Origin of the sequence: Sphingopyxis sp. PET50, from assembly GCF_025244705.1 — a bacterium.
In the GTDB taxonomy this organism is placed as follows: Bacteria; Pseudomonadota; Alphaproteobacteria; order Sphingomonadales; family Sphingomonadaceae; genus Sphingopyxis.
Genome location: NZ_CP104207.1, coordinates 3098885 through 3114585, shown reverse-complemented (window position 1 = coordinate 3114585; position 15701 = coordinate 3098885). Strand labels below are relative to the sequence as shown.

Sequence of the window (15701 nt, the reverse complement as noted above, 5' to 3'; positions counted from 1 at the left end):
CCGCCCCGCGGAGCGGATTTTCCCGGGCCGATCCATCATCCTGTCTCCCCTGTCGCGGCCGCTGCGGCCGCCGTCTGCCCTCTGTGTGGCCTGTTGCTCACCCCGGAATGGGGCGATTGAAGATAGTTCCGGCTGTTCCGCCCTGGAAAAGCTCAAAGGGCGCGCGGGCGCGGCCCCGCCCGAGCCTTCCCGGAGAGGAGGGATGGGACAGGTCATGTCGCGCTGGTCAGATCGGCATGAAATCGATCGTCGCCGATTTCGGCCCGATTACCTCGGTGTTGGCGTCGGCATAATGATAGACGAGCGCCGAGCGCCGTTCGTCCGATTTGTTGTCGTTCGACATATGCATCAGGAAGCTGTGGAAGATCAGCACGTCGCTAGGCCTCCATCAACACCGGTTCGGCGTCGGAGAAATCATAGTCGACGACTTCGAGATAGCCATAGTTCGATCCCGGGCGCGCGTCGGGCACGACCTTGTGAATCGGCTCCTTGTGCGACCCGGGTGCAACGAACAGGCAGCCATTCTCGATCGTCGCGCGGCTCGTGGCAAGCCAGACCCCGACCTGGGGCATGCGGTCGAAGCTGTAGTAGAGCGAATCCTGATGCCAGGGCTGGCCCCAGACGCCCGGGTTCTTGAAGATATATTGCGAATTGAAGATCGCGACTTCGGACCCCAGGATCGCATTCATGGCGTTGCGGATCGCCGGATGCGCCGCAAAGCTGTAGAAGGGCTCCTTGCGGTGGAGGTTGAACAGCTTCGACATCCGCATATCGGGCGCCTCGCCCGAATCGACCTTCGCCGCTTCCTCGACCGCGATCGCGCCGTCCTCCCCGATATGGTGGCCGCCGACGCCGGCGCTTGCCGGCCTCCGCCCGCGTGAAGATGTCAATCGCTCGGCGCGTCATCTCCGCGCAGGTCGCGGCATCGACGATGCCGCGCAGGATGAAATAGCCCTTCTCGGTCCAGCTTTCCGCCTGTTCGGGGGTCAGCAGGCCCAGGTTGCGGCTGTGATCTTTCGGATCGTTGACGCGTCCCGCCTGCTTCGCGTTGAGCATCTGGGCCGCCATCTCGTTGATGTTCACGGCGGTCGCCTGATCGGTCATTCCATCCTCCCTTTCGATTGCCGGCGCGAGCCTGCAGGGACAAAATGGTATCAGAGTCGATTATTATAGTCAAATAGCGTAATTGCCGAATGCCCGCACGAACGGGCACGGCCGCGATGGCGGCTGGGGAATATCGACTTTCGAGGGGTTGAGGGCGGCCGCCCTCAGGGGTTCACGGGCTCGAGCGGCAGGATGGTGCGCGCCATGCGTTCGGCAAGGTCGAGCGCCTGGCGCGTTTCGGTGACCAGGTCGAGCCCCTTGACCCGCGTCCACCGCGTATAGGATGCGACGCCGCTCGCGATCAGAATCTGCCCAGCCAGATAGGGAGCATAGTCCTTCCGCGGGTCGAGGCCATAATCATGCGCGATATAGTCGGCGACCAGCCGGACTTCGCGCTCCTCATAACGCAGCCACCCGAGTGCGAGTTCGGGATCGCGCTGCAGGGCCTGCATTTGCCCCGTCTTGGGGTCGCCGTCCTTTTGCCGGGTCGCGGCGGTCGAGAGCACGAGTTCGCGGAAGAATTTGAAGAAGGGAACATGGCCTTTGGCTTCCGCGATCATGGCGCCGAAAACCTCGATCTCCTGGTCGCTCAGTGCCGCCGCCAGATCGCGCTTCGTCTTGAAATGGGTGAATAATGTCGTGACATGGATATCCGCCGCATCGGCAATGGCGTTCATCGTCGCATCGGCATAGCCTGCCCGGGCGAATTCGGCGCGAGCGGCTTCGAGGATGCGTGCGCGCGTTCGCTCCCGGCGCGCGGTGCGCCGGGGAAAGCGCTCGGCCGCATCCCGACCGGTTTCGGTATCCGCCTCTTCGCTCACGCTACCCCCGATTTCTGCAGGGCATGGTTAATTCGTCATGCCTTGATTGATCGTCACTAGCCGATACCCCCGAAAAGTCCAACTCACGCCTGGCCGACCTCGATGATGCCTTCGGCAACCGGATCTTGATAGAGCTTGGCCGACCAGCTCCGCGCGGCGCTCGATGACGGCGCGCTGGTTGACATAGCCCTTGTCGGTGATCTCCCCGCCCTCGACGGAGAGCGGCTCGCCGACGATCAGGAAGCGCTTCACCCGGCGCGACGAACCGCCCGCGCCGCGGTTGTGCGCCGCAAGCCGCGCGGCGACGGTCTGCGCCAGCGCCGCGATATCGAGCGTGCCGTCGACGGCGAATGCGTCGCGCGCGGCCGCCGAAGGCCAGAGAAGCGCCGCGACGAACCCCCGGTCCTGACCCGCGATCACGGCATCCTGCACAAACGGACTGCACGCCGCGATGACGTCGGGGCGCAGCGTGCCGACCGATACCCAGGTCCCGCTGTCGAGCTTGAAATCCTCCGCGACGCGGCCATCGAAGACCAGGCCTTGTGCGGGGTCGCTGTCATCGAGAAACCGCACCGCGTCGCCGAGGCAGTAGAAGCCTTCTTCGTCGAAAGCCGCGGCGCTGCGTTCGGCATCGCCGATATATCCGGGCATGACGGTTGGTCCCTTGGCGCGCACTTCGAGCTTGGCGCCATTGGGCACCAGCTTCAGCGTCACGCCGGGGAGAGGAAGCCCGATCATCCCGACGCGTTCGGTTGCCCAATGCGTGACGGTGATCCCCTGCGTTTCGGTTGACCCGTACATGGTGGTGATCGGAATGCGCTGGCCCGTCTCGGCGATCGCGAGCACCTGGAGGCGATCGAAGAGATCGTTGGACAAGGTCGCGCCGCCATAGGCCATTTGCACGAGGTTGCGGAAAAAGGATGCGCGGAGCCGCGCATCGCGCTCGAGCGCTTCGGCGAGCATGCCGTAAGCGATCGGCGCCGAGGCGAAGACGATCGGCGAGACGTCGTAAAGATTGCGGATCGTCTGGTCGAAGAGGCCGGGGACCGGGCGGCCGGTGTCGAGATAGAGCGTCCCGGCGTCGCTGATGATGCCGTTGAAGTTGATGTTGCCTGCCGAAATATGGCTCCACGGCATCCAATCGAGCAGTTCGACCGGCACCGCGGGATCGCGCGGCTCGGCGCGCAGGCCGCCGGTGGCGGCAATGACGCCCGTCATCATTCCCTGCGTCTGGGGCACCGCCTTGGGCAGCCCGGTCGAGCCCGAGGTAAAAAGGATCTTGGCGACGGTGTCGCCGCGAAGCGTGTCGCGCCGCTCGGCCACCTCCGTGCGGGCCGCCTGGTTCCAAAGCTCCGCGAGCGGCACCGTCCCGCCGCTGCCGTCGACCGTCACCGCCTCGAGGCCGGGCGCTGCCTCGCGCAGGGCCGCGATTGCGGGGGCGAAAGGCGCGAAGGTCTGCGCAAAGACGAGCGCCGGCTTCGTGATGTCCGCGCAGTGCCGAAGCCGCCCGAAGTCCTGCGAGGCGAGCGAATAGGAGGGGCTGACCGGCACCGCCGCCACGCCCGCGGTCATGCAGCCGAGAATCAGCAGCGCCTGCTCGGTCGAATTGGCCGAAAGGATCAGCACCGCATCGCCTTCTCCCAGGCCGCGCGCGATCAGCGCCTGGGCGATATTCTCGGACCGTCGCAGGGCATCGTCATAGGTCAGCGTCTGCCAGGGACCATCGCCGCCATCGCGCTCCTTCAAAAAGGCGCGCCCGGGAAATTCGCGCGCACGGTCGTGCAGAAGATGGGGAATCGATCGCGGCGCGGTGCCGGGCGCGTGACCGGAGGACAGCAGGATGGAGCCGTCGGCGCGCCGCTCCAGCCTGACCGACGGGGCGAGCATGCCGAGCGGTTTGAACGCTATATCCGTTTGCGCGGCCACGGCATCGTTCATCGGCTTTCTCCCATATCTCATGCGTCGGGCCTAGCGCCATGTGCAGGCTTTCCGGCGCCAATCCGCATTGACACTATATGACTATAATTTTATATTCTACATCAAAATAGGGATTCGGGAGAGCGCGGGCGAGCCGCTGCTGATGAGGTGAAGGGCCCCCATGCTATCGACGGAAACGTCACCGACCGACGCCATCGCGATGGGGGTCCGAACCGGCCTGTCCCGGATCGCGGGCCGGATCGCGCCCGCCGCCGGTGCGATCAGCGGACTCGAGCGCTTGTCCGGCGGCGCCACGCAGGAAATCTGGCGCTTTGACCTGGCGAATGCCCGCGAGGGCGATGGTCGCTACATCCTGCGCCGCGCGCCGGGCGGAACCCGGATCACCGGCGGCGTCGGACTCGAAGTCGAAGCGAAGCTGATGTCGGCTGCTGCGGATGCAGGCGTACCGGTGGCGAGGGTCGCCTATGTGCTGAAACCGGAAGACGGCCTCGGCCGCGGCTTCGTCATGGGCTTCGTCGAGGGCGAAACGCTCGGCGGCCGGATCGTCAAGTCTCCTGATTTTCACGCGGCCCGGCAAAGGCTTGCCGGCGATTGCGGAACGATCCTCGCCCACATCCACGCCATTCCCGTCGAGCGGTTTCCGGGCCTCGACCGCGAAACGCCGGTTCAGATGGTCGAGCGGTGGCGCAAGGCCTATCGCGAAACCCCGGTCAGGCGGCCGGTCTTCGACCTCGCCTTCCGCTGGCTTCACGACCATGCCCCGCCGCCCGCGGCGCCCCGGCTTGTCCATGGCGATTTCCGCAACGGCAATCTGATGATCGGTCCCGGCGGCGTTCGCGCGGTGCTCGACTGGGAATTGGCGCATATCGGCGATCCGATGGAGGATCTGGGCTGGATTTGCGTCAACAGCTGGCGCTTCGGCCGGATCGACCTGCCGGTCGGAGGGTTCGGGACGATCGAGGATCTGGTTTCCTCTTATGAAGCGGCGAGCGGGATCCGGCCCGGCCCGGCCGCTCTCCGCTGGTGGGAAATATTCGGCACGATGCGCTGGGGCATGATCTGTGCCCAGTCGCTCGCTGCCTACCGCGGCGACGATTCGACGGTGGAGCGCGCGATGATCGCGCGGCGCACGTCGGAGACCGAGATCGACCTTCTGCGCCTGATTGCGGGCTGACCCGATGCAGGATCAGCCCTCTCCCGACGAACTGCTCGGCAGCGTCATCGATTTCCTGCGGGAAACCGTCGTCCCCGAAGCGCGGCCACGCACCGCCTTTCTGGCGCGGGTCGCGGCCAGCGCGCTCGAGCTTGTGTGGCGCCAGATCGAATTCGGCGCCGCGGGCGAGGAGGTGGAGAAGCAGCGGCTTCTCGCGTTGCTCGGTAGCGGGGACACATTGCCGGAACTGAACAACGCCCTCGCCGACGCCCTCGCGGAGGGGCGCCTCGATATCGGATCGCCGGGCGTGGCGGAGCATCTTCGCGCAACGACGCTCGAGAAACTCTCGGTCGATCAACCCCGCTACTCCGGATATCGCGCCGCGCTGCGCGTGTCCGGCGATGCCGCCAGGAAGGACTGACATGGATTTCACCCTCCCCGAGGACCTGATCCTCTATCTCGCCGAACTCGATCGCTTCATCGAAAGCGACATCAAGCCGCTGCAGGCGAAGGACGACAACGAACGTTTCTTCGATCATCGGCGCGAACATGCGCGCACCGACTGGGACAATCACGGGCTGCCGCGGCCCGAGTGGGAAGCCCTGCTGAAGGAAGCGCGCGAGCGTGCCGATGCGGCGGGGCATATGCGCTTTGCCTGGCCCAGGGAATATGGCGGCGGCGGGGGGTCGAACCTCGCCATGGCGGTGATCCGCGAGCATCTGGCGGCCAAGGGGCTCGGCCTCCATAATGATCTTCAGAACGAGCATTCGATCGTCGGCAACAATCCCTTCATCATGATGTTCCGTGAATTCGCGACGGCCGAACAGGACGCGCGCGACGGCGAAAAGCTGCTGAAGGGAGAGATGATCGCCGCCTTCGGCCTGACCGAGCCCGGCCACGGCTCCGACGCCACCCATATGGAAACCCGCGCGGTGCGGCAGGAGCGCGACGGCTTAGCCGGGGTGGTTGCTCAACGGCGAGAAGATGTGGACGACGGGCATGCATGTGGCGACGCATGCCATGGTTTTTGCGCGCACCTCGGGCGAGGATGGCGACGCCAAGGGGATCACATGCTTCATCGTGCCCGCCGACGCGCCGGGGGTGAAGATCGAGGAATGGCTGTGGACCTTCAACATGCCCACCGACCATCCGCGCGTCAGCTTCACCGACGTGTGGCTGCCCGAGGACAGCTATTGGGGCGAGGTCGATCGCGGGCTCGGGCTTGGGCAAAGCTTCGTCCACCAGAACCGCATCCGCCAGGCGGCCTCGTCGCTCGGCGCCGCGGTCTATTGCATCGAAGAAAGCGTGAAATATGCGCGGGCGCGAAAGCCCTTCGGCAAGCCGCTTTCCGACAATCAGGCGATCCAGTGGCCGCTCGTCGAACTGGCGACCCAGACCGAGATGCTGCGCCTGCTGATCCGCAAGACCGCATGGCAGATGGACCGGATGGATCACAAAGCGGTCGAACGCACCCTCTCCGACAAGGTCAGCATGTGCAATTATTGGGCGAACCGGCTGGTCTGCGAAGCGGCCGACCGGGCGATGCAGATCCATGGCGGCATCGGCTATTCGCGCCACAAGCCGTTCGAGCATATCTATCGCCACCACCGCCGCTATCGCATCACCGAAGGCGCCGAAGAGATTCAGATGCGCAAGGTTGCGGCGTTCCTCTTTGGCTATATGGGGCCGCGCAAGGCCGAATTCGCGAAAGCGCCCGCGGCATGAACGCTGCCGCGGCCGTCGACGCGCTTGTCCCCGACGCCATCGCACGGACGCTCGTCGATCCCGCCGCCTATGCGGGTGAGCGCATTCACGATGCCTATCGCTGGCTGCGCGCGAACAATCCGCTGGGCCGGGTCGAGGTGCCGGGTTTCGATCCGTTCTGGGCGGTGACGCGCCATGCCGACATTCTGGAGATCAGCCGTCGGAACGCGCTCTTTCACAGCGGCGATCGTTCGACGACGCTGGCGACGATCGCGGACGAACGGCGGGTACGCAGGATGACCGGCGGCAGCCCGCATCTGGTTCGCTCGCTGGTTCAGATGGACGCCCCCGATCATCCCAAATATCGCGCGCTGACCTTCAAATGGTTCTCGCCGGGCAGCGTCAGGCAGCTGGAAGCCGGCATCCGTGCCATCGCGCACGCCGAGGTGGGCAGGATGGCGGCGATGGGCGGGCGCTGCGACTTCGTAACCGACGTCGCGCTCGGCTATCCGCTGCATGTCATCATGACCATCCTCGGAGTGCCGATGTCCGACAAGCCGAAAATGCTGAAATTGACGCAGGATATCTTCGGCACCCAGGACAAGGGCAAAAGGTCGCTGATCGGTGCGCTGCCGCCGTTCATCCTGAACAGGATCATTGCGGCGGTCATGGCCGACATCCGCAAATATTTCATGGGCATCGCCAGGGACCGGCGCGCCCATCCGCGTGACGATCTCGCCAGTGTCATCGCCAATGCCGTGATCGACGGCGCGCCGATTTCGGACCGCGAGGCGACGGGATATTTCACCATCGTCGCAACGGCGGGACACGACACCACTTCTTCGTCGCTCGCGGGCGGAATGGGCGTGCTGGCCCGCGATCCGGGGCTTCTTGCGCAGCTCAAGGCCGACCCCGCGCTGATCCCGGCTTTCGTTGAGGAGGCGATCCGCTGGACCAGCCCGGTCAAGACCTTCATGCGTTCGGCGACCGAAGACACCGAAGTCGGCGGACGAAAGATCGCGAAGGGCGACTGGCTCATGCTCTGCTACGCGTCGGGCAATCGCGACGAGGCGGTGTTCGACGACCCGTTCGCCTTCCGCCTCGATCGCCAGCCCAACAGGCAGCTCGCATTCGGCCATGGCGCGCATATGTGCATCGGCCAGCATCTCGCGCGGCTCGAGCTGAAAATCCTGTTCGAAACGCTGCTGCCGCGTCTGCGCGCGATCGAGCCCGATGGCGAGATGACGTTCACCAAAAGCTGGTTCGTCAACGGCCCGCGCACGCTGCCGCTCCGCTTCGAATTCGCCTGAGCGGAAAGGGAGAAACATGATCCACGGCCTTGTCCGGCGTCAGCTGCGCAGGATGGACAGCCGGGACGCACAAAAGGTTGTGGCGCTCGCCGCCCTCGGTGCGATAGTGCTGCTTCCCCTTCTCCGCAGGAGCTGAGCGATGCGCAACCTGACCACCCTCGTCCTGATCGGCCTGCTCGCCGCGTGCAAACCCGCCGCCGACAGCGCCCCGGCGGACAGCGACCCCGTCGCGCCGCCGGTTCCCGAGGCCAAGGCCGACGGCCCCGCCGCCGCGACCACCGGCGTCGCGCTCGACGGCGAAGGGCTGCGCTTCGTCGACAAGGCCAGCGGCAAGGCCAGCCTGCTCGCCTTCGGCGTCCCGCGCGCGCAGGCGGAGGAGGCGCTCGCCCGCGTCGCCGGCACGCTCGACGATCGCAGCACCAACGAGGAATGCGGCGCGGGTCCGATGGACTTCACCCGCTTCGACGCGATGACGCTGAACTTTCAGGGCGGCAAGTTCGTCGGCTGGTTCCTCGGCAACGAACCCGGCGCCGACCAATATTCCACCCTGTCCGGCATCGCCATCGGCACCGCGCGCGCGAAGGCGGCGGAATCGGTGACGCTGGTGATGATGGAGGACAGCACGCTCGGCGAGGAATTCAGCCTCGGTTCGGGCGACAACACCGTCGGCGGCATGTTCGCCGCGCCCGGCGATGCGGCCAAGATCGACGCGCTGTTCGCGGGGGCGAACTGCTTCGCCCGCTAGGTCCTCCCGGAAACGGAGCGAGGGATCATCGAAGATGGTGGAGAGGCACAGGCGATTTGCCTTACCGAGGAGGGGAACATTCTCCCTTCATGGACGGGAATGACCGGATCGGCCGTTTCCAGACATTCGTCATCCCGGATTTGATCCGGCCCTCCCTTCAAAAGAAGCAGGCCCGGGGTCAAGCCGGGGGTGACCTCAGGGACGGGTTCGTCGGGCACGGCGACGACATCGCATGATAGTCGGCGCCCCAGCGGCGATAGCCCGCCGTGTCGATATGGAAGCGCGTGATGGCGTAGATGCCGAGGCCGACGTCGAAGCGTGCGCCGGTGCGGGCGTGGAGGGGGCATAGCCGGGCGATGAGGTCGTCGCGCGACAGCGGCGCGACCGGGGTCAGGTCGAGCGCGGCGAAGCGCAGGTGGCGGCTCGCCTTCGCGCCCTTGAAGCAGCCATTGGCGACGGGGTCGCGATAGCCCGACACGACGCGCACGGGGCCGGTGACCGGCACCAATTCGTCGCGGATGTAGCGCAGGGTCGGGACCATCGCCGGCCACAGATGGCGCGGCGGGACCGCGAAGGGCTGGGCCCCCTTGCAGGTCCGCCAGCGCGCGTCGCTGCGCAATATGTCGGCGATCGGCAGGACGCCGGCGACGCCCTCTTTTTCGAGATAGGCCGCGATCGCGGTCACATCGTCCTTCGCGGCGCCCATGCGCCAGGCCGCGAACAGGTCGGCGTCGCGCTGCGGTTCGACGCGCGCGATCGGCGCGACCGAGCGGGTGAGCAGCAGCCACACGGCGGCACCCGCGAGACCCAGCAACAGCGCGGCGGCCAGCGCGCGCTTCACGGCATCGCGACCAGCCGTTCGACCTCCGTCGCCGCCTGGCGCGCGGCGCGCAGCAGGTTGGCCTGGAAATCGCCGCCGCTGGCGCCGTTGGCGTCATCGGTCACCGCCTTGATCGCGGCCCAGGGCTTGCCGAGTCGCGCCGCGACCTGCGCCACCGCGCCGACCTCCATGTCGACGAGCGTCGCGCCGAGATCGGCCGCAAGGTCGGCGGCGGCGTCGGGGCAGGCGACGAAACTGTCGCCGCTGGCGATGCGCGCGTGGGGGAGGCCGAGACCGGGGTCGGGCATGGCGGCGAAATGCGCTTCTCCCGGTTCGCCGATCGGCCAGTCGCCGGCGCGGTAGCGGCGGAAGCGCCCGGGCTGGCTGGCGCCATAATCATGCTGCACCGCCTCGGCGAGCCAATAGGCGCGGCCCGCCTCGGCGCCGAGCGCGCCGCAGGTGCCGGAGATGAGGAGGATATCGGCATCGGCGGCGAACAGGCCCGCGGCGAGCGCGGCGTTGACCTTGCCGAGGCCGCAGGTGGCGATGGTGACGGCGTGGCCGTGCGCGGCGAGGCGGCGGAGGGGGACGAGGCCGTCGTCGCGGGCGCCGGTGCCGGGGAAGAGCGCGTCGGCCTCTTCGGGGAGGGCGGCGAGGATGAGGAGGTTCATGGGGTTGGTTTAGCGGGTGCGGCGATCATCGCCAGCCTTGATCGCGTGGAGGGGCCAAGGCGACCGCGATTTTGGTTCACGCGGAGACGCGGAGACTAGGCTCAGGACTCATTAAATCCAAAAGAGGAAGATGGCGGCGAAGGTGATGGCTGCGAGGAAGATGTCGGCGCATCGGTCGTAGCGGGTGTGGATGCGGCGCCAGTCCTTGAGGCGAGCGAAGAGGTTTTCGATTTTATGTCTCTGGCGATAGAGACTTTTATCGTAGCAGTTCTGGACCTTATGGCTGCGATGGGGCGGGATGCAGGCCGCGATGCCCCTGTCGGCGAGAGTTTTGCGGAACCAGCGCGAAGCATAGGCTCGATCGCCGATGAGGCGTTCGGCTTCGGGCATGATCTTGACCAGAGCCTCCGCACCTTTGTGGTCGCTGCGCTGGCCTTCGGTGAGGTGGAGCCGCAAGGGACGTCCCCGGCCATCGCACAGCACATGCAGCTTGGTGGTCAGCCCGCCCCGGCTGCGTCCGATACATCGGGGTAGAGCCCCTTTTTGAGCAGGCTGGCGGCGGTGCGATGCGCCTTGAGGTGGGTCGCGTCGATCATCAGAACCCCGTCGCCATCCCTGGCCAGTTCGGCGAAGATGCGGTTGAACACCCCTAACCGGCTCCAGCGGATGAAGCGGTTGTAGATCGTCTTGTGCGGCCCGTAGCCCGTCGGCGCGTCGCGCCAGCGCAGACCGTTGCGGATCACGAACAAGATCCCGCTCAATATCCGCTGGTCATCGACCCGCGGTACTCCATGCGACAGCGGAAAATATCCCTCGATCCGGCGCATCTGCGCCTCACTCAACAGCAACAAGTCACTCATGGCAGCACCTCCGGCCACCTTGAATCAAACCCGAACCTAACGCGCAAGCATTTTAATAGGTCCTGAGCCTAGTCGCAGCGGGGTGGGTCATGGCAACGTCGCTGCCCACCCCCGACCCCTCCCGCCTGCGGGAGGGGAGAATAAACGTCCGCTAACGCCCCATACCGGCCATCCCCGCCCCGGCTTTGCAAAAAAGACATCATCGCCTTTCCCGTGCCCGCTTGACCCGGTGCGGCGACCGGCGCATCCTTTCGCCATGCCGCGAACCTACACCAGCTTCGCCGCCTTCTGGCCCTTCTACCTGCGCGAGCACAGCAAGGCGTCGACGCGGGCGCTGCACTATGTCGGGACCAGCCTCGTCGTGGCGATCGCGATCGCGGCGGTCGCCACCGGCCGCTGGACGTGGCTCGCCGCCTTGCCGGTCGCGGGCTATTTCTTCGCCTGGGTCGCGCATTTCGGGGTCGAGAAGAACCGGCCGGCGACCTTCACCTATCCGCTGTGGAGCCTCGCCGCCGATTTCCGGATGTGGGCGCTGTGGCTGACCGGGCGGCTGGGCCCCGAACTCGACGCGGCGGGGGTCGCGCGCCGCCGCGCGCAAAATCGATCAGAGTGAGCGAAAGGCCGCATTGGCCCTTGTTGCGAATTATTCTTAACTGTCTGGCATTGCCCAACCGGAGCCGTGCCATGCCCACCGACCTGATCAAGACGCTGACCTATTTGTCGCTGCACCTGACGATCGGGTTCGGCGTCGCCTATGTCATGACCGGATCGGTCGCGCTCGCGGGCGGGATCGCGGTCGTCGAGCCGTGCATCAACGCGGTGGCCTTTTTCTTTCACGAAAAGGCGTGGAAGCGCGCGGGCGCGGGGCGTAGGTTCGCCGCGGCCTGACCGCAGGCTTCCGAGTCCCCGTCCATCGTTCCCGGCCCAAGGAGACATGCCATGACCGTCAACCGCGCATCCGCCCGCTACGAAGGCTTCGGCAAGGAGGGCAAGGGGTCGATCACCACCCGATCGGGGGTGCTCGACAAACAGCCCTATGGCTTCGGCACGCGCTTCGAGGGGCAGCCGGGGACCAATCCCGAGGAGCTGATCGCGGCGGCGCACGCGGCCTGTTTCACCATGGCCCTGTCGTTCGGGCTGGCGCGCGCGGGCTATGGCGGCGGCAGCATCGAAACCACCGCGGCGGTGACGCTCGACCAGGTCGAGGGCGGGTTCGAGATTTCGAGCTCGGCGCTCACCCTGACCGCCAGGGTCCCTGGCATTTCGGCCGGGGACTTCGCGGCGATCGCGAAAGAGGCGGAGATGACCTGCCCGGTGTCGAAGCTTCTCGATTGCGAGATCACGCTCGAACATAGCCTCGAAAACTAGGCGTCTCCCGCCCGGTCGGGCGCCAGGCCGGACGTTCGCACAAGGAGTCTTGACCGTCGGCCGAATGGGCCCGGAGTCAGGCTTTCCCGGGAAGGCGGGAAAGCTGGTGACCCCTACGGGAATCGAACCCGTGTTTCAGCCGTGAGAGGGCCGCGTCCTGACCGCTAGACGAAGGGGCCGCAAATGCCGGTTCGGCATGAAGACCGCCGATGGTGACCCCTACGGGACTCGAACCCGTGTTTCAGCCGTGAAAGGGCCGCGTCCTAGACCGCTAGACGAAGGGGCCGTCAGTCGGTGAGCGGGCGCCTTAGACGCGCATATCTTTGCGGTCAACCCGTTCGCGCAATAACGGCAGGCGTCGCGGCATCAATCGGCCCAGGCGGCATCCTCCAGATGCAGTTCGGCCGCCGGGCGGCTGCCCCAATCGTCTCGTTTCGCGCGCCCCGCGAGCCATAATTTGCGCCCGCGTGCGTTCAGCAAGGTCTGGCCCAGCGCGGTCTCGGCGCTGCGAAAGGCGATCGCCTTGAACCGCGCGCCGTCGTCGCCCGACACGATCAGCCGGACATGGTCGGTGCCGACGATGCTCGCCTCGACGATCTGCACCGGCCCCGTCGCGACGCGCGGCGCGGGCCAGCCGGCGCCATAGGGGCCCGCGCTCTCGATCGCCTCGCACCACAGCGGCGCGATGCCGCGCGGCGCCAGCACCGCGTCGATCAGCAGCGCGCGGTCGCCGCTCGCGCGTTCGACGTCGGCGGCGAGGCGCTCGTTGAGGAAGGCGCCGAGCGCATCGAGCTTGTCGGCCGCGACGGTCAGCCCCGCCGCCATCGCATGGCCGCCGCCCGCGACGAGCAGGCCCGATTCCTTGGCGGCAAGCACCGCGGCGCCCAGGTCGACGCCGCCGATCGAGCGCCCCGATCCCTTGCCCACGCCATTCTCGTCCAGTGCGATGACGATCGCCGGGCGATGGAGCTTTTCCTTGAGCCGTCCCGCGACGATGCCGATCACCCCCGGATGCCAGCCCGGACCCGCGACGATCGCGACCGGCGCATTGCCCGCGCGCGCGCTCATCGCCAGCGCCTCGTCGAGCACCCCCGCCTCGATCGCGCGGCGCTCCTCGTTCAGCCGGCCCAGCTCCTGCGCAATCTCGGCGGCTTCCTGCGGGTCGCCGGTGGTGAGCAGACGGACGCCGAGATCGGACTTGCCGACGCGCCCGCTCGGCGTTGATCCGCGGACCGAGCGCGAAGCCCATGTCGGTCGCGGTGGGCGGTTTCGTGAGCCGCGCCGCGTCCATCAGCGCCGCCAGCCCGATATTGCCGCGCCGCGCCATGATCTTCAGCCCCTGCGTCACCAGCGCGCGGTTGAAGCCGGTCAGGCGCGCGACATCGGCGACGGTGCCGAGCGCCACGAGGTCGAGCAGCTCGATCAGCGCGGGCTCGGGGCGATTCGCGAAAAAGCCGCGCGTCCGGAGCGCGCGCAGCAGCGCGGCGCCGAGCAGGAAGGCGACCCCGACCGCCGCCAGATTGCCGTGCGCCGCCGCGTCGGGCGCCTCGTCGAGCCGGTTGGGGTTCACCACCGCAAAGGCCGCGGGCAGCGTGGTCGCGCATTGGTGATGGTCGACGATGATCGTCTCGACCCCCGCCGCATTGGCTTCGGCGATCGCGTCGAACGCCTGCGCGCCGCAATCGACGGTGACGACCAGCTTCGACCCCGCCTCGCCGATCTTGACCAGCGCCGCGCCCGAGGGGCCGTAGCCCTCCATCAGCCGGTCGGGGATATAGGCGCCGACCGGGACATCGAGGTCGCGCAGCAGCCGCACGAGCAGCGCGGCCGATGTCGCGCCATCGACGTCATAATCGCCGAAGATGGTGATGGCCTCTTTGGCCTCGACCGCATCGGCGAGCCGCGCGGCGGCGGCGTCCATGTCCCTGAACAGCGCCGGGTCGGGCATGAAGCCGCGCAAGGTCGGGGTGCGCTGGCGTTCGAGATCGTCGCGCGGCACCCCGCGCGCGAGCAGCAATTGGGTGACAAGGTCGTCGGGCGCGAGATTTTCGCTCGCCATGTCGGCGCTTGCGCGGCGCCAGTGCCACGGCTGGCCCGCGATCGAGCGGGCGATACCCAGAGCCGGTTCGCTTGCGGTGTCGGTCATGCCCTTGCCTTGGCGGCCAGGATGCGCGCGCGCAACTCCTCTGCGATGGCGCGCGGGATGGCGGGGATTTCGTGGCTGGCGAGCGCGCTGCCGCCGGGCACGCCGAAGACGAGCGTCGCGAGGCCAAGCGGGCGCAGGATGAAGTCGGTCTTGAGGTCGGCGCTCTGTACCGAGGCGTGCGGCAGCAAGGTCGTCTTGGGTTTCCACATCCCGCGCCGGATCGCGACCCTGTCGCCGAGATCGACCCAGCGGTGGAAGCGCGCGCCGAACAGCGCGCCCGCCGCGATCAGCACACCGATCACCGGCCCGAACCAGCCGAGCGCCTGCCCGAAGGCGACTGCGACCAGCCCGCGCGGCGCTTGCGCACAGCCCACCGACGAGGCCGCCGAGCGCGACGATGCGGTGGCTGTGCCGCCAGCCGGCATCCTCGCTCGGCGCGCGGGATCGCGATTTCGGCGAGCACCGGGTCGATCTCGGCAAGCTGCGCGAAGGGGACGACCTGATGGTCCTTTTCCTTGCCGCCGTCGCTCGCCAGGCTTTGCAGCCGCAGTTCGTGCCAGCCGAAACGCTTGCGGAACCAGCCGGTGACGAGGATCGCCGCCTGCACCCGGCGCACCGGGATGGCGACGTCGGTGCGCGTCGTCAGCCCGCGCGTGCGGCGCAGCGCGCGCGGCTCGCGCGTCAGGCGGAAGTTCCAGTTGGCGAAGATCATCGTCGCGATGCCGCTCGCGAAACCGATCAGCAGCAGCGAGACGACGCCGCCGATCCCCGCGATCCAGCGATGCGCGACCACCCACCGGTCGAGGCCGTAATCGCCGGCGATATCGGCCCAGTCGCGCGGGTCGAAGATGTTGAAGGGCAGCAGATTGTCGAAGAACTGCATGCCAGCGCCGACCACCGCGAGCGCGGCGAGCGAGAAGTTGAACAGCCCGGCGATGACGAAGCCGGCGCGGCCCCATCGCGAAGAGCAGCCGGTCTTCGTCATGGGCCCGTGCCGCCGCCGTTTCGCCCGCGACCGCCGCGACGGGCGCTGCGGCCGCGACCGGCGCGCTGCGATGCGC

The 15701-nt window shown here is 67.3% G+C and carries 17 protein-coding genes, 2 tRNA genes and 2 pseudogenes; 9 read left to right on the top strand and 12 right to left on the bottom strand.

The window, feature by feature from the left end:
* Positions 1-226 precede the first annotated feature (226 nt).
* Together N0A20_RS16410 and N0A20_RS16405 are read right to left on the bottom strand one after the other, a co-directional pair.
* Positions 227-373 carry a hypothetical protein gene (locus N0A20_RS16410; RefSeq protein WP_260581388.1) on the bottom strand — a complete coding sequence of 49 codons (147 nt, stop codon included), beginning with the start codon at positions 371-373 and terminating at the stop codon, positions 227-229.
* Between the two features lie 4 nt (positions 374-377).
* Positions 378-770, bottom strand: a complete 393-nt coding sequence (locus tag N0A20_RS16405; RefSeq protein ID WP_260581387.1) for a phytanoyl-CoA dioxygenase family protein — start codon at positions 768-770, stop codon at positions 378-380.
* On the opposite strand from N0A20_RS16405, the gene N0A20_RS16400 reads away from it, so the two are divergent.
* Positions 748-1173, top strand: a complete 426-nt coding sequence (locus N0A20_RS16400) for a hypothetical protein (RefSeq protein WP_260581386.1) — start codon at positions 748-750, stop codon at positions 1171-1173. The two genes, N0A20_RS16405 and N0A20_RS16400, sit on opposite strands and share 23 nt — an antisense overlap.
* 95 nt (positions 1174-1268) lie before the next feature.
* Here the strand turns inward: N0A20_RS16400 and N0A20_RS16395 are convergent, their stop codons facing one another.
* Positions 1269-1925: a TetR/AcrR family transcriptional regulator gene (locus tag N0A20_RS16395; protein ID WP_260581385.1), complete on the bottom strand. Its 657-nt coding sequence runs from the start codon at positions 1923-1925 to the stop codon at positions 1269-1271.
* A 27-nt stretch (positions 1926-1952) separates the two neighbouring features.
* On the bottom strand, positions 1953-3863 hold the full coding sequence (locus N0A20_RS16390; RefSeq protein ID WP_260581384.1) for an AMP-binding protein: 1911 nt from the start codon (positions 3861-3863) through the stop codon (positions 1953-1955).
* Positions 3864-4023: 160 nt separating this feature from the next.
* Here N0A20_RS16390 and N0A20_RS16385 point away from each other — a divergent pair, with 160 nt between their 5' ends.
* The 5 genes and pseudogenes from N0A20_RS16385 to N0A20_RS16365 all read left to right on the top strand — a co-directional run bounded on the left by N0A20_RS16385 (position 4024) and on the right by N0A20_RS16365 (position 8775).
* On the top strand, positions 4024-5037 hold the full coding sequence (locus N0A20_RS16385) for a phosphotransferase family protein (protein WP_260581383.1): 1014 nt from the start codon (positions 4024-4026) through the stop codon (positions 5035-5037).
* A gap of 4 nt (positions 5038-5041) precedes the next feature.
* Complete coding sequence (locus N0A20_RS16380; RefSeq protein WP_260581382.1) at positions 5042-5437, top strand: DUF6285 domain-containing protein; 396 nt, start codon at positions 5042-5044, stop codon at positions 5435-5437.
* A gap of 1 nt (position 5438) precedes the next feature.
* Positions 5439-6741: pseudogene (locus N0A20_RS16375) on the top strand (acyl-CoA dehydrogenase family protein).
* On the top strand, positions 6738-8030 hold the full coding sequence (locus N0A20_RS16370) for a cytochrome P450 (RefSeq protein ID WP_260581381.1): 1293 nt from the start codon (positions 6738-6740) through the stop codon (positions 8028-8030). Before N0A20_RS16375 ends, N0A20_RS16370 begins: the two are co-directional and overlap by 4 nt.
* Positions 8031-8169: 139 nt before the next feature.
* Complete coding sequence (locus N0A20_RS16365) at positions 8170-8775, top strand: hypothetical protein (protein WP_260581379.1); 606 nt, start codon at positions 8170-8172, stop codon at positions 8773-8775.
* A gap of 178 nt (positions 8776-8953) precedes the next feature.
* Here N0A20_RS16365 and N0A20_RS16360 read toward each other — a convergent pair whose 3' ends face one another.
* From N0A20_RS16360 to N0A20_RS16350, 3 genes are all read right to left on the bottom strand, one after another.
* Complete coding sequence (locus N0A20_RS16360; protein ID WP_260581378.1) at positions 8954-9616, bottom strand: D-Ala-D-Ala carboxypeptidase family metallohydrolase; 663 nt, start codon at positions 9614-9616, stop codon at positions 8954-8956.
* The gene (locus N0A20_RS16355; RefSeq protein WP_260581377.1) at positions 9613-10266 is read right to left on the bottom strand and encodes a purine phosphorylase; all 654 of its coding nucleotides are present in this window, start codon (positions 10264-10266) and stop codon (positions 9613-9615) included. The genes N0A20_RS16360 and N0A20_RS16355 overlap by 4 nt, the downstream gene beginning before the upstream one ends.
* A 111-nt stretch (positions 10267-10377) precedes the next feature.
* A protein-coding gene (locus tag N0A20_RS16350) for an IS5 family transposase (RefSeq protein WP_260581376.1) occupies positions 10378-11126 on the bottom strand; the annotation gives its coding sequence in 2 pieces (ribosomal slippage) (positions 10378-10799 and positions 10799-11126; 750 coding nt in all).
* A 256-nt stretch (positions 11127-11382) separates the two neighbouring features.
* Between N0A20_RS16350 and N0A20_RS16345 the strand changes: the two genes are divergently transcribed.
* The 3 genes from N0A20_RS16345 (at position 11383) to N0A20_RS16335 (ending at position 12494) form a co-directional block, all read left to right on the top strand.
* A complete protein-coding gene (locus tag N0A20_RS16345; protein WP_260581375.1) occupies positions 11383-11739 on the top strand; it encodes a DUF962 domain-containing protein in 357 nt (118 codons plus the stop codon).
* A gap of 71 nt (positions 11740-11810) precedes the next feature.
* Complete coding sequence (locus tag N0A20_RS16340) at positions 11811-12014, top strand: DUF2061 domain-containing protein (RefSeq protein ID WP_260581374.1); 204 nt, start codon at positions 11811-11813, stop codon at positions 12012-12014.
* 51 nt (positions 12015-12065) lie between these two features.
* Complete coding sequence (locus N0A20_RS16335) at positions 12066-12494, top strand: OsmC family protein (protein WP_260581373.1); 429 nt, start codon at positions 12066-12068, stop codon at positions 12492-12494.
* A gap of 104 nt (positions 12495-12598) precedes the next feature.
* Here N0A20_RS16335 and N0A20_RS16330 read toward each other — a convergent pair.
* The 5 genes and pseudogenes from N0A20_RS16330 to N0A20_RS16310 all read right to left on the bottom strand — a co-directional run bounded on the left by N0A20_RS16330 (position 12599) and on the right by N0A20_RS16310 (position 15625).
* Positions 12599-12673, bottom strand: a tRNA-Glu gene (locus N0A20_RS16330).
* Positions 12674-12704: 31 nt separating this feature from the next.
* A tRNA-Glu gene (locus tag N0A20_RS16325) sits at positions 12705-12780 on the bottom strand.
* Between the two features lie 80 nt (positions 12781-12860).
* Positions 12861-14640, bottom strand: a pseudogene (gene recJ, locus N0A20_RS16320) (single-stranded-DNA-specific exonuclease RecJ).
* Complete coding sequence (locus N0A20_RS16315; protein ID WP_260583938.1) at positions 14637-14942, bottom strand: PH domain-containing protein; 306 nt, start codon at positions 14940-14942, stop codon at positions 14637-14639. The pseudogene recJ and the gene N0A20_RS16315 overlap by 4 nt, the downstream one beginning before the upstream one ends.
* Positions 14939-15625: a PH domain-containing protein gene (locus N0A20_RS16310; RefSeq protein WP_260583937.1), complete on the bottom strand. Its 687-nt coding sequence runs from the start codon at positions 15623-15625 to the stop codon at positions 14939-14941. The genes N0A20_RS16315 and N0A20_RS16310 overlap by 4 nt, the downstream gene beginning before the upstream one ends.
* Positions 15626-15701 lie beyond the last annotated feature (76 nt).